Origin of the sequence: Streptomyces sp. NPDC050743 (genome assembly GCF_044456925.1) — a bacterium.
GTDB lineage: Bacteria > Actinomycetota > Actinomycetes > Streptomycetales > Streptomycetaceae > Streptomyces.
This window is the reverse complement of the sequence record NZ_JBITGJ010000044.1, coordinates 58,048-71,467: the sequence shown is the minus strand read 5'-3', so window position 1 is coordinate 71,467 and position 13,420 is coordinate 58,048. Positions and strand designations below refer to the sequence as shown.

Here is a 13,420-nt window from a genome sequence, read left to right as displayed (position 1 = left end):
GGTCCTAGAGAAACCCCATCATCGCAGGTCACAAGGCACTTCTGCGTTCCCCGAGAAACCGTCCACAGACATCAAGCCGGTGGATCCGAGCTCAGTCCTGTGCTGGAGGGGGGCGATCCGTGTCGGGGGACGGCGAGGGCGTCCCGTTCGGCATCCGCCACTCCGGCGGCCACTACGTCGCCGTCGGCACCCAGGGCCCGCGCATCACCGCCTTGCGCCTGCCGGACGAGCCGCCCTGCCGCTACCGCCCGGGCACCGCGCCCGACGAGGGCACGGTCGTGATGCGCTACGGCTACGACGATTCCGGCAACCTCACCGACGTCATCAACTCAAGCGGCGAGCCCCTGCGGTTCACCTACGACGTCGAGGGGCGCGCCACCCGCTGGACCGGGCTTGGTCGTCAACCTGCTCAACCCTCCTGACCAGGGCGACACCGTCTTCACCCCCGCACAGCGCCGGAGTGAGCAGGGTGTCGGCTGAAAGGGCAACCTCAAGCGCACTCGGCCTCAAGAACGGGCGAGAAGACCGACACGGCCTGCCATTCGGCCGGTTCCGGAAGGCCCGCGGAAGTCGGCCCTCGGCTTGGGGCGGTGGCTCATTCGTCCTCGGCCGACAGGCCCTCAGCCGGTCGCGGCCACAGGTCTTCGAGGTCTCTGCGGAGTCGGCGCCGATGTCCCTGACCACGAGTGTCCCGGCGAGTCACACCGGGGTCGGCGAGGCTCGGCGGCGTCCGCCCGGCTGACAGCGTGCCACCGAGTGTCAGGGCGCGTCAGGCCGCACCGTCACGACCTGTCTGTTCGGCCCGATGTCCGGCACCAGGCGGAGCCGTCCCGCCGGGCAGACCCTCACTGGTGACGAAGTAGAAGACAGGGAGCAGGACGAACACGGTGATCGCCAGCAGCGGTGCGATGAGCACCCCGAGAAGCCCGGCCACGGTGTATGCGAGGGCGCCGGCCCAGGAACGAAGCCGGCCGTGCCGCACGTACGTGTCCTCCACATCAGGGTCCAGCAGCTCGGGTCGGCGGTAGATCTGTTGGTAGAAGGCCACCCAGCTCAGGCACATCGCCGCGGCAATGCCGGCGTACAGGGCGACGGCCACCCGCGCGTCCGCGCCCATGGGATCTGCCCTCAGCGCGTCCGCCACCACCGCGGTCGGAAAGGACAACAACCCCGTGGTGAGCAGCAGAAACAGGTTGGCGGCATGCAGCCCGCGATCCATGGTCCTGATACGGACGAAGGCCTGGTGATGGTTGAGCCAGATCACCGCGACGTAGCCGAAGGACGCCAGGTAGCCGAGGTAAGCAGGCCACTGAGCCAGCAAAGCCCGGCCAAGGCCGCCCGGTTTGTGCGGGGGGTCGGCGAGATTGAGAACGAGGAGCGTGACGGCGATGGCGAACACACCGTCACTGAAGGCCTCGGCCCGTGTGGTCTCAGAACGTGAGAACTTGCGGGGGTGGGTGCGGGACAAGCCGGCTCCTGACGTACTGCCTCATGTCGTGCACAAGTATCCGTGCGCTGTCTCCTTCACCGCATCACCGGGCAGGGCGTTGTGCATTTCTGGGCACGAAGTAGGCGCCGGTGAGAAGGCGGCAGGCTCATACGGGGAGCTACATCGGTGTGCCGGTGAGGAAGATGACAGTCCGCGCCTCGACCGATGAGGTGCATACCATCGGGCAGCCGCGCGGCTGCGTCGGCCGTCCAAGACGGATGGTTACGGTGGGGCCGGATGCGTTGATCCACTGCCGTGCTTGGCCGCAAGGAAGGACGTTCTGCGATGGTCGACGGGCCGATCCTGGTACTGGGGGCAACCGGCGGGCAGGGCGGTGCCGTGGCCGACGCGTTGCTGGGCCGCGGAGCCCGGCTCCGGGCGCTGGTACGTGACCCCCTGCGAGGAGCCGCACGGGAATTGGCCCGCCAAGGCGTCGAAGTCGTGGCCGGATCCCTGAGCGATCGCGTGTCGCTCGCCGCGGCGATGAGCGGGGTGACGGGCGTCTTCGCGTTGACCACTCCCTTCGAGGCCGGTGTGGAGGCGGAAGTGGCTCAGGGGCGGGCGATTCTGGCCGCCGCCGGGGACATGGGCGTGCCCCATCTCGTGTTCAGCTCGGTAGCCGGCGCCGACCAGAAAAGCGGCGTACCCCATTTCGACAGCAAGGCTCGGATCGAAGCGGAGCTGGTCTCCGGGGACGTGCCCTACACGATCCTCGGGCCGACGTATTTCTTCGACAACGCCCTGGGCGGTGCGGAACGCATCCTCAACGGCGTTCTCGATCTGCCGCTCCCACCCGACCGGCCGTTGCAGCAACTGGCCCGCCCCGACCTCGGTGCCTTCGCGGCGGAAGTCCTGCTCAACCCCGCCCCCTATGTCGGGCGGCGTATCGAGCTGGCCGGCGACGCGCCCACTCCCGCCCAGATGGCGGCCACGCTCGGCGCGGTGCTGGGACGAGAGGTCCGTCACGAGTACGTACCGCTGACAGAGATCAGCAATCCGGATATGCATGCGATGTGGATGTTCCTGAACGGACCCGGCTATCGCGTGGACATTCCCGCACTGCACGGCGCTCACCCGGAAATTCCGTGGACCGGATTCGAGGCCTGGGCGCGCCGCACGTTCGCTCAGTACTCCAGCAGTAGAACGTGATCTTCATGTCTGAGGCGCGGCTTGTTCGCGGTAGTGGCTGGTTCGGGCTCGGGCCCGGTGGGCGACGGCCCCCGCCAGGGTGAGCGCGGCCCCACCGGCCGCCGCATTCCCTCACTGTCCGTGTTCACCGTGCGATCCGCTGATGTGGGCGAAGCGACCCCCGGTGTTATTCAATGAGGTGTGCGGTCAGGGATCTCGGGGCCCGCCGCACGGGTCCGAGTACGGCCTCGGCGCTGCGCCGGGGATTGCTGAGAGAGCCGCATGGACTCTACCCCTTCCCCTTCGTCCTCTTCGCCGTTCGACCTGGTCAGCAGCGCCCTGGGGCGTTACATCCCGCGCGGCGCGGCGGCGGCCGCCGGTCCTGCCGACGCGCAGGGCGACCGCGCCACCCGCCAGGCTGTTCCCGACCCGGCAGCCGGCGGTCAGGACCAGATTCTCGGCGTGGTCAACCTGGACAGGGAGCTGAGGATCACCCGCTGCAATCTGGCCGCCCCCGTGTTCAAGGGCCTGGACGCCGTGGCCGGGAGCCCTTTCGTCGATCTCCTGCCCCCCCGGGACGTACCGACGGTCACACGGCGGTTGCGGCAGGTCCTCGAGACCGGTGAGGCGCACGTCGCCCGGATCCAGCGCCTGCGGCGCGGCGACGGGTCGGAGCTGGTGGTCTCGATGAGCATCCTGCCCGCCGCTGTGCCCCAGGAGGGGCTGACCGTCTCCCTGATCGCCATGGCCAGGAGGCTGCATCTGTACGCCGCCGAGACCGCGATCGGCACCTCGCTGGACATCGGCGAGACCGCGCAGTCGCTCGCGCAGTCCCTGCTGGCCTGGGGAGACGTGGCCGCCGTCGACCTCGACTTCGCCGTGTGGACGGGCGAGGGGGTGACCGGGCAGGCGCAGGGGCGCATCCGGCTGCGGCGGGCGGCCCTGGTGCCGGACCGGGCGTGGCCCGACGGCTACGTGACTCCGGGCGACGATCTTCCCAGCGACGCGAGTCGCCTGCTGGCGCAGGCGGTGAGGCGGAACGACGCCCCGCAGGCCATCGTCATACCCGACCGGGAGGCGGTAGAGCGGGTCCTCGGTAGCCCGCGAGTGATGCGCGCCCTGGTACCCGGCGACCGGTCGGCCGGTGTGGCGTGCATACCGCTGGTCCTGGACGGCACGCCGCCCGTCGTGCTGGGCGTGGCGGAGGTATGGCGGCGGGCGGACTGCCCGTTCCGCGACAGCGAGCTGTTCGACCTGCAGGAGCTGGTGGCCAGGACCGCCCACCACATCGACCTGGCCCGTCAGCACCAGCGCGAGCACACGCAGGTGCTGGCGTTGCAGCGCCGGCTGCTGCCCCGGACCGGCGGCGACACCATCGAGATCGCCAGCATCTACCAGCCCGCCACGCCCGACAGCGCGGGCGTCGGCGGCGACTGGGTGAACAGCTTTCCGCTGCCGGACGGCCGTACCGCGCTCGTGGTCGGTGACGTAGTCGGGCACGGTCTGGGAGCCGCAGCGACCATGGGCCAGCTGAGCATGGAGGCCCGCGCGCTGTTGTCCGCGGGGCTCGCGCCCGACGAGGTACTGGAGCACCTGGACGAGACCGTGTCGCTGCTGGACGACTCGGAGTCCGGGCTGGCGGCCGGCTACAGCGCCCTCGGGTCGACCTGCTGCATCGCTCTCTACGACCCGGTCAGCCACCATGTGGCGCTGTCCAGCGCCGGCCACCTCCCCCCGGTCCTGGTCTCCCCGGACGGGCACGCGGGCACGCTCGCGGTCCGCCCTCACCCGGGCCTGGGCGCGGAGTTCGCACTGCGCGAGCCGTTTGACGTGCACACGTTCGGTGCGCCCCCGGGCTCCCTGCTCGCGCTCTACACCGACGGCCTGGTGGAGGATCCGGCCGTGTCGATCGACGAGGGCATCGGCAGGCTGGCGGACGTCGTGTCCACGGTGCACCCCTGGGACTCCCTGCAGCAGGCCGCACGGCACGTCGTCTCCGCGCTGGCACCCGCGCGCCCGCGTGACGATGTGACCCTGCTGCTCGCGCTGATGATCGGCTACCGGAAAGGGGACACGGCGACCTGGCGGCTGCCCGCCCGCGACGACGCCCCCGCCCGTGCCCGCGAGCAGGTCTCCGCGCTGCTGCGGCGGTGGCGCACCAGGGACGACACCCGGGACAACGTCCTGTTGCTGGTCAGCGAGCTGGTCACGAACGCGGTGCGCTTCGCCACCGGTCCCATCACGGTACGGCTGATCAGGGCCGGTCACGGCCTGTTGTGCGAGGTGGGCGACACCGGCAAGGGCAGGCCGCTCCTGAGCCGCGGCGGCCTCCTGGACGACGGCGGTCGCGGCCTGCACATCGTGCACCGGCTCACCAGCCGGTGGGGGGTGCGGTGGACGGACACCGGCAAGGTCGTCTGGGCGAAAGTCGCGAGGTGACGCGGGTGCGGGGCGGGGGTGCGGCCGTCGTGTGGGTGCGCGCCGAGGGCGCGGGCGGCGCACCCGTCACCCGATGTCACCGACGGTACGCACGGTGCACTCGGCGGCACCGGTGGCGTGACCGGTGATGCGGAGGACCCGGTTGCCGGTACGGGTGGCGCGGGCCCGCCCTACAGCCACTCCCCTTCCAGGGCGGTGGCGGTGAGGCCCGGTGCCGCCGCGTACAGGACGGCGCGACTGCCCGGCTTCTGCCCGGCGTCGTGCGCCCGTCGCATGATGTCGAACACGGCGGCGCCGCCGCGGTTGCCGGTGGTATAGCTGTCCCGGCTGTAGTCCAGCAGCCCCGACGGCCACGCGTCGGGCATCGTCTGCTCCATGTACTCCAGCACTCGGGTCCCGCCGGGGTGCGCCAGCAGGACGTCGGGGTGCCAGGAGTCGGGGTCGTCCTGGTAGCGGACGCGCAGCCACTCCCACATCGCGCTGACCGTCTCCTGGACGGCGCGCGGCCCCCGCCGGTCCATCACGAAGTGGGTGCCGTCCGCCCTCGTCTCCAGGCGGTGCAGGTCCTGGGTGCCGGGCAGGGTGTGGTGCCAGGCGGAGTCCAGCCGGAGCACCGACTCGCGCCGCGGGCGGCCCGTGACCACCGTGGCGACCGCGGTGTCCGCGAACAGCAGCCGGACGATCAGGGACTCGAGCGTGTCGTCCGCGGGCTGGTAGGTCGTGCTCAGCGCTTCCGCGATCACGACCAGGACCACCCGGTCGGGGTCCGCGGCCACGAGATCCGCCGCCAGCGCCAGGGAGCGGGTCCCCGCGATACAGGCCCACTGCGTGGCCGGCAGCATCATCACGTCGTTGCGGAGCGCAAGCTTGTTGGCCAGGGCGACGTCCAGACCCGGCAGCGCCGGGGTCGTGGAGTGACTGGTGATCAGGCAGTCGACGTCTGCGGCGTCCAGCCCGGCGATCTGCAGGGCTCCGCGCGCCGCGCGCTCCCCGTAGGACTGCACGGCCTCCCAGGCCGGCGCGGTGCGCTCCTGGACGGTCTGCGGCCCGGGTATCGACTCAAGTGCGGCGATCACGCGGTCCACGTCCTGCTGGGTGAACCCGTCGCGCGCCAGCGCCTCTTGGGCCGACCCGATGCCGACAGCCTGCAGGCCGCCGCCGTTGCCGGGTGCGACGGCGGTCTCCAGCGGCAGCATCCACCCGCGGGTCTCGATGCCCGTGCTGGCCGCGATGCCGTCGATCCGCGGCGCCCACGCCGCATGCGGATGCCGGTCACGCACCTCCGCCACGATCTCGCTGGTCTTCACGGTGTGCTCGCCGTGTATCACGGCAGGAGGACAGAGGTAAGCGGCCATGATGGTGCACCTTTCCGGGGGGAACAAGCAGGAATGTCGCGAGTGCTGTGTCGTGGGTCACTTTGTAACGTCGCGCCCAAGACGGTGCCGACAGGCTCCACTTCGGGAGTCGGTGTCCGTTTCGAGCATGGACGCTAAAGGGACATTTCCACTGTGATGCACACAACTTGGGCGGCCTTGAGATGCGTGACACGGCACACACCACTGACACGGGGTCCAACGAGCGGCTCCGCAGGTTGCACCTGACTTGCCGTCAGTTGACGGCAGGCGGACAGGCGGCGACGAGCGTCCGCCCGGTGGGAAAGGTGCGCCGACGGTGGGCGTAGAGGCCTGCGGGTACGCGTACAAAGGCCTCAGCCGGCTCCCGGCTTGGCTGACAACCCTTCAGGAGAGCTCGGCTTCGGCGGATCGCTCCACCGTGACGAATCGCACAGGCCGGGCCGCGCCCAGGCTCAGAGTGGGCCGGGCGATGGCACCAGACCGAGTCGCTGGGCTCGCAGCACGGTGCCCAGACGGTCGCGGGTGCCCAGCTTGCGGTAGATGTTCTCGACGTGCTTGTGCACCGTGCGGACGGAGATGCCGAGCCGACGGCCGATGGCATCGGCGGTGAGCGCGTCGGTGAGCAGCAGCAGGACGGTCGTCTCGCGAGGCGTCAGCGCACAGTCCGCCGCCCGTTCGTCCGGTGCCCCGCCCGGGCCGAGCCCGCGCCGCCACTCCTCCAGCAGCCGCCGCTGCCGCTCCACGGCCGCCAGCAGCGGCTGCGCGCGCTCCGCCATGGCGAGATGGTCGTCGGTGAAGTCCGTACCGGCGCGATAGACCAGGCACCCGGTGACCGGGGTGGTGCTGTCGGCCAGCGGCACGCCGAGCACGTGGTCGACGTCGAGCACCTCGCCGAGCAGACGCGCCGTGGTACTGCCCGGCCAGCGCCGCCCCGCCGCCCGACGGGCGGTGACGGGCAGCCGGTCGGCCCTGTTCGCGTAGTGGCGCGCGAAGGGATAGCCCGCGCGGAGCAGGGCCAGGTCCGCTTCCCCGAGCCGCTCCAGCTCGGCGGCGGCGGCGTCGGGTGCCGCGCCGATCGTGCCCGCATGCGCGCTCCAGTCGTCGAGCTTGTGGATGACCGCCTCCCCGCCGCACAGGTCCGCCAGGGCACCGGCGAGCATCGGCCACAGGCGCGCGGGCTCCCGTTCGTGCAGCGCCGCAACGGCGACCGCCGTCATGCGTTCGTAGGCCTTGTCCAGCCCCACCTGATCCTCTCCGGCTGCCTCGCGGCGCGTCCTGCCCTCCGCATACGTACTTGTACGCATACCCCCGCGGCCCCCGGCTCCCGCACACTGCAACCCGGCGGCACCGGCCTGTGCGGGCGGACGCCCGGCGGGCCGCCGGCACGGGGGAACGGCGGCCCGTGCCGGTGTCGTCTCTCTTCGCCCCCTCGCTCCGAGTCCCCGCACTCCCACCGGGACTCTCTCACGCTATCCCGCCCAGGCCGCGACGCAGAGCGCGCGGTCCACCTCCTCGGTATAGCGGGCCGCCGCCAGCCAGGCGCGGGCGAAGCGGCCCGGATCCGCCGGCAGGAGGCGGCCGAACACATCGCGGGAGCGCTCCGCGGCCGCCGCGTGCAGCTCCTCCAGCAGACTGCCCGCGGTGGCCAGCCCGGACCGGCTCAGCCGCCGGGCGTCGGCGGCCGTGTCACCAGCGAGGGACAGCACCCGCCGACCGCCAGAGACGGCCTGCTGGACGCGGCGGCGCAGCAGATGGACCGGAGCCTCCTCGGCGCTCGGCGCCGCCTGCACCGGGGATGCGGGCGCGGGGGGGAGGTCCGCGCGTTGCAGCCGGTCCAGGCCGACGTCGATCCGGGTACCGGACCGCGCCGGATGCTCGGTGGCGAGGAGCTGGGCCCGGGGGTGCGGGGCCGGGGTGAGCCGGGCGACGACCCGGAGTGTGGCGCCCCGGGCGCCGGCCAGCAGACGCAGGTTGTCCCGGTGCGGAAGCGCGGGGTGGTCGTGGGCGGCGGTCAGCCGCAGTACGACGCCCCCGCTACCGGCGAGCAGACAGTCACCGGCCGCCTCCGCCGCCGTACCGAGCAGGGTGACCTCCAGGAACAGCAGGTCATGGCCGCCGCTCAGCGCGCGGGCGAGCTGCTCGGCCACGGGGACCGCCCAGAGCCGGTCCAGCGGCTCCTCGCGCCAGCCGGCCCCGGACGCCCCGACCGCCCGCACGCCGGCGCCCGCCCCGAGCCGGCCGGTGGGGGAGACCGTGGCCCCCGACACCGCGAGGCCCGCACGGGACAGCTCCCGGTGGGTCAGGGCCGTGTCACCGAGCCGGACCGCCCGGTCGGCCGAGCCCACCGCACGCCCGGCACCGCCCGGAGCGACATCGGACACCTGGTACAACCGGCCCTGGGCGTCCGCGGTCCAGGTGACCGCGCCGGCGTAGCCGCTCGCGGTGAGCACTGGCTCGGAGAACAGGCCGTACAGCCGCAGCGAGCCGTCCGGGCGGTACGGCTGCCGTGCGGTGCCGCGCAGCGCGGCCAGTTCGGCGCCGGTGGCGTGCGGGACGCGGTGGGCCACGGACAGGACGTCACGCAGGCCGCCGACCAGGTCCGCAAGGCGGTACGCCGGATCGGCCGCGCGGGCCGCGCGCAGCGCGGTGACGACGGAGACGGCCGAGGCGGCGGCCCGGTGCAGGCCCGCGAGTCGCGCCGTGTGGGCGGCCCGCAGCAGCTCCGCCTGGAGCACGGCGCCCGCACCGCCCGCACCGGCTTCGAGCACGGCGGCCGCGGCGGCGTGGAGTGCGAAGGCCGCGGCGACCTGCCCGGCGTCTGCTGTCTCCGGTTCCGCCGGCACCTCGTCGGCGGCGGCCGTCGATTCCTGCGAACTGCCCTCATCCGCTTCGGGCTTGGTCTCCGAGGCGACGGGAGCCGCCGAGGCGGCCGCCGCGCGGTGCAGGCAGTCCGGGGCCAGCAGACAGCCGCAGCGGATGGCGTCCGCTCCGGTCACCGTGCCGTCCGGGGCGTGCAGTTCGAGGTCGGTGTCGTCGTCCAGGGAGATGCGAACCGTGTCGCCGTCGCGGACCGCGGGCCGGTCGGCCAGCTTGGCGATGCCCGCGTCGAGGCGCTTGCGCAGCCGGGGCGACAGCGCCGCGACGAGTCCGGCGGTCACGGACGCGGCGACCGGCGGCAGTTCCTGCCTCGTGCCCTGGCTCATGCGATCTTCTCCCCTACCCAGCGGGCGAGTTCGAGCGGACTGAGAGCGGCCACGGGCATGCCCGCGGACACCAACTGCCCGGCCACCCCGGTGGAGTAGCGGGGGCGGCCCGCGTCGTCGAGGCTCGCGCAGCCCAGCACATGGCAGCCGGCGCCGACCAGGGCGCGGACCTCGGCGAGCAGCCCGCCGACCGGGTAGCCCTCCTCGAAGTCGCTGACGACCACGACGAGCGTGCGCGAGGGCACGGTGACCAGTTCCCGTGCGTGCCGCAGCCCGGCGGCGATATGGGTGCCGCCGCCGACCCTGACCTCCAGGAGCAGGGAGAGCGGGTCCTCGACGTGGTCGGTCAGATCGATCACCTCGGTGGAGAAGGCCAGGAAATGCGTGGACAGGGTGGGCACCCCGGCCAGTACCGAGGCGGTGAGCGCCGCCCAGATCGTGGACGGCTCCATGGACCCCGACACGTCGGTGACCAGGATCAGCCGCCAGTCGGCCGACCTACGGGCACGACTGCGGAAGACGGGCCGCTCGGGAACGACCCGGACCGTGCCGTCGGGCATCCGGCGGGCCGTGGCCAGGTTCGCCCGCAGGGTGCGCGGCAGATCGAGTCCGCCGCCGGGGCGCCGGCTGGGGCGGGGCAGGGCGGTGCCGTGCAGCGCGGGGCGCAGCCGGGTCGCCAACTGCCGGGTCAGGGCGTCCACCAGGCGCCGCACCAGCGGACGCAGCGCGGCCAGCCGGGCCTCCGGCAGGCCGCCGGCGTGCCGCAGCACCGAGCGCAGCAGGTCGACGGAGGGCCGTACGCTGTCCGGATCCAGCTCCGCGAACACATCCTGGCGGCCGGCCGCGGCAGCCGCCGCCAGCACCTCCTCCCGGATGCCCGGGCCGAACAGCGCCGCCAGTTCCTCGGACCACTCCCGCACCCCCGGGTACGGCGCCCCGCGCCCGCCACCGGGCCCTGCGCCGCCCCGGCCCGAGAGATCTCCACGGCTGCCCTCGCCGTGTCCACTGCCGTACAACTCGTCCAAAGCGGTCGCCAGGCGCTGCGCCGGGCCGGACAGCCGGCCGCTCCCGCGGCCCAGCACCAGACGCCATCGGTCGGCCGGGGCGAGCCGGTGGCCGTCGTCGGCGGCGCCCACGGGGACGGACGTCGCGGCATCCTCGGCCTTCGTCGGGGCGGTGGCCTCGGCGGGCCGCTGGGACGGGAGGAGTCCCAGGGCGGCCAGGGTCTCGCGGGCCGCGACGTCGGCGCCGGTCCACACGGCGAGGGTCGCGGGATCGACGCCCCCGGTGTCGTCCGGACGCTCTCCGTCCAGACGCTGCTCGACGGTGGCCAGCAGCCGGTCGCGGGCGGCCGGGCTGAGTGTGTCGAAGCCGCCGCGCAGCGCCGGCAACCGGTCCAGGAAGTGCCCATCGGACAGCTCCACGACCCGGCGCAGCAGCGGTTCCAGCGCGGGCGCCGCCGACTCCAGCAGCGGCCCCGCCGCGGTGAGCAGACCGGTCAGGCGGGCGGTGAGCGCCGTACGGGACCCGGCGTCGCAGGCGCCGTCCACCCAGGAGGCGACCCGGTCGCCGAACGCCTGGGCCTCCTGCTGTCCCAGCAGCACGCGTACGGCTCCGGCGGCGCCCCGCATCAGCGGGGAACCGTCGGCCGCCAGCCGGGCCAGCGCGTCCGTGAGCCGGATGCCGCCCAACGGGTCGGCGCGGTGGGCGAGTTCCAGCAGAGCGTGGGCGTCGGCCGGGTCCTCGGAGCCGGTGAGCCCGTCGACCTGGCGCACCGCGGCGGCGGTCAGCAGGTCGGCGACGGCCGCCGCCCGCGCCGTACGCTCCTCGTCGCCGCCGAGTCCGGCGATGTGCCCGGCCCGCAGCCGGTCCAACAGCGCGAGCCCCGCCAGGAGTTCGGGCAGTGTGCCGGAGGCCGGCAGCACTTCGGCGGTGTCGGCCAGCCGCTCGTCCGCGAGCTCGGGCAGGCCGCACTCCGCCGCCTGCTCCAGCCCCCGCAGGGTCTGCGCCGCCGTGGGGCCGCCCTCGTCCCGCTCGACGCGTCGGTCTACCCTCAGCACACCCTCGGCGGCCTGCGCCGTCGTCACTCCGCGCAGCCCGGCCGCGGTCAGCATGGCGGCGGTGGCCGGTGTCCAGCGCACCTCCCAGCGTGAGGTCAGCGCGTCGGCGCCGCCCGCACCGACGACCGCCCTCGGCTCGCCGTACGGCACCGCGCACACCGCCAGGCGCCGCAGCAGGAGCTCACGGCGTCGGTCCAGCTCCGAACGCAGCGGGTCCAGACGCAGGTCCCGTGCCCCCCGACCCGAGTCCGCCGGTCCGGGCAGCCCCAGCTCGGCGAGTTCCGCCTCGACCGCCGGTGCCAGTCCGCAGCGCGGCGCGTCCGGGGCCGGGCAGCCGGTGCGCGTCCCCACGAGCACCCTCTCCATCGCCCGGGCCACGGCCCGCCCCCGCCCGTACGGCTCGCCCTGCGCCAGCACCGTCTGCACCGCCTCGACCAGCTCGCCCCGGCCCGCCGCGGGCAGCCCCCGCAGCCGGGCGAGATCACCGGCCAGCCGGGCGATCTCGCGTGCGTCGGCGGGCCCGGATGGATGGCCCAGCGCCCGCAACTCGGCGCACACCCGCACGGCGGCTCGCGTCAACGCGTCCTCCAGCGCGACGGGATCGCCGGACGCGTCCAGCACCAGGTGCTGCCACTCCGGGTCACGGATGCCGGCCGGGTAGCCCGAACGTTCGTCGAGCAGGGCGTAGCTGTAGGGGATGAGGGAGGTCGTCCACGCCATGTCAGGGCCTTGTGCCTTCTCGGCAGCGGGAGCCGGCGCCGCCGCCACGGCGTCCGCGCCGCCGGGCGGGGCCAGGAGCGCCGGGGCGTGGAAGGCGCCGACGAGCACGACGGCGCGCTCGCCGTTCGCCGTGGCCGCGGCGAGGCACGATCGCATCCACCGCTCGCGCCGCAGGTCCAGCTCCGGCACCCCGCCCGAGGCCATCGCCTCCTGCCGCAGCGCCCACCCCGTCAACAGCGCGGCCCGCCGCAGCGCCTCCGGCGTGGAACCGGGAGCGGCGGCCTCGACGAGCCGGTCCCACAGGTCGTCACCGGGGCGGCCGGTGAGCCGGGAACGCAGGGCCGCGGTAAGCCCGGCCGCGGCGGAACCGACGGCGGTCCCGCAGGCCTTCGCCGCCGGGGCGCCGGGGGCTCCCGGCACCTCGGTTGGGTGCGGGGCTGGGGGAAGGGGCGCCCCAGCCTTACTGTCGGCCTCCGGCTTCAGGGCGCCGGGTGCCGCGGCCTCTGCGTCGGCCTGCGCGTCCAACTCCCGCGCTTCCATCACCCCGTCCGGCCCGGGCGCTCCCGCCCAGACCCGGTCCGCCAGCGGCAGATCGCACGCGATCACCGGTACCCCGTGCCGCGCCGCCCAGCGCACGGCGGCCAGCTCGGGTGAGAAGTCGGCGAAGGGATAGAACGCCGGGCCCCCGCCCCCGTTCCCGGGTACGGCGGCGAGGGCGACCGGAGCCCTGGTCTCCTCGTGGGCGAGCCAGGGCAGCCAGTCCTGCATCTCGGCTGGGAGCTCGACCAGGAGCACCTCAGGTCGGGCCGCGTCCAGCAGCGCCGGCACGGCCGCGGCGAGCGAGGGTGCGTGGTGCCGTACCCCGATGAGGTAGGGCACCGCCGGGTCGGTCAGGGCGGCTACGGCGGCCTCCGGATCGGCGAAGGCCGCTGCGCCGGCGCCGGGGTCGGCGAAAGCCCCGGAGCCTGTGCCGGGAGCAGGGTCGGCCATGGCCGACGCGTCGAGCGGAGAGACTGGGGACACGGC

General features: G+C 73.8%; 8 protein-coding genes. 3 read left to right on the top strand and 5 right to left on the bottom strand.

Features of this window, described 5'->3' with window-relative positions; translation table 11 throughout:
• Positions 1-119: 119 nt before the first annotated feature.
• A complete protein-coding gene (locus tag ACIBJF_RS32235) occupies positions 120-422 on the top strand; it encodes an RHS repeat domain-containing protein (RefSeq protein ID WP_399179007.1) in 303 nt (100 codons plus the stop codon).
• Between the two features lie 347 nt (positions 423-769).
• Here the strand turns inward: ACIBJF_RS32235 and ACIBJF_RS32230 are convergent, their stop codons facing one another.
• Entirely contained in the window at positions 770-1,468 is a 699-nt protein-coding gene (locus tag ACIBJF_RS32230) for a TMEM175 family protein (RefSeq protein ID WP_399179005.1), read from the bottom strand.
• A gap of 306 nt (positions 1,469-1,774) precedes the next feature.
• Between ACIBJF_RS32230 and ACIBJF_RS32225 the strand changes: the two genes are divergently transcribed.
• Both ACIBJF_RS32225 and ACIBJF_RS32220 read left to right on the top strand, forming a co-directional pair.
• Positions 1,775-2,638, top strand: a complete 864-nt coding sequence (locus ACIBJF_RS32225; protein ID WP_399179003.1) for an NmrA/HSCARG family protein — start codon at positions 1,775-1,777, stop codon at positions 2,636-2,638.
• Positions 2,639-2,899: 261 nt separating this feature from the next.
• The gene (locus ACIBJF_RS32220) at positions 2,900-5,056 is read left to right on the top strand and encodes a SpoIIE family protein phosphatase (protein WP_399179002.1); all 2,157 of its coding nucleotides are present in this window, start codon (positions 2,900-2,902) and stop codon (positions 5,054-5,056) included.
• A gap of 170 nt (positions 5,057-5,226) precedes the next feature.
• Here the strand turns inward: ACIBJF_RS32220 and ACIBJF_RS32215 are convergent, their stop codons facing one another.
• The 4 genes from ACIBJF_RS32215 to ACIBJF_RS32200 form a co-directional block, all read right to left on the bottom strand.
• Positions 5,227-6,411, bottom strand: a complete 1,185-nt coding sequence (locus tag ACIBJF_RS32215; protein ID WP_399179000.1) for a type III polyketide synthase — start codon at positions 6,409-6,411, stop codon at positions 5,227-5,229.
• A gap of 452 nt (positions 6,412-6,863) precedes the next feature.
• A complete protein-coding gene (locus ACIBJF_RS32210) occupies positions 6,864-7,655 on the bottom strand; it encodes a LuxR C-terminal-related transcriptional regulator (RefSeq protein WP_399178998.1) in 792 nt (263 codons plus the stop codon).
• 225 nt (positions 7,656-7,880) lie between these two features.
• Positions 7,881-9,614 carry a hypothetical protein gene (locus ACIBJF_RS32205; protein ID WP_399178996.1) on the bottom strand — a complete coding sequence of 578 codons (1,734 nt, stop codon included), beginning with the start codon at positions 9,612-9,614 and terminating at the stop codon, positions 7,881-7,883.
• Positions 9,611-13,384 (bottom strand): DUF5682 family protein, encoded by a 3,774-nt coding sequence (locus tag ACIBJF_RS32200; protein WP_399179018.1) that lies wholly within the window; start codon positions 13,382-13,384, stop codon positions 9,611-9,613. Before ACIBJF_RS32200 ends, ACIBJF_RS32205 begins: the two co-directional genes overlap by 4 nt.
• Between the last annotated feature and the right edge of the window lie 36 nt (positions 13,385-13,420).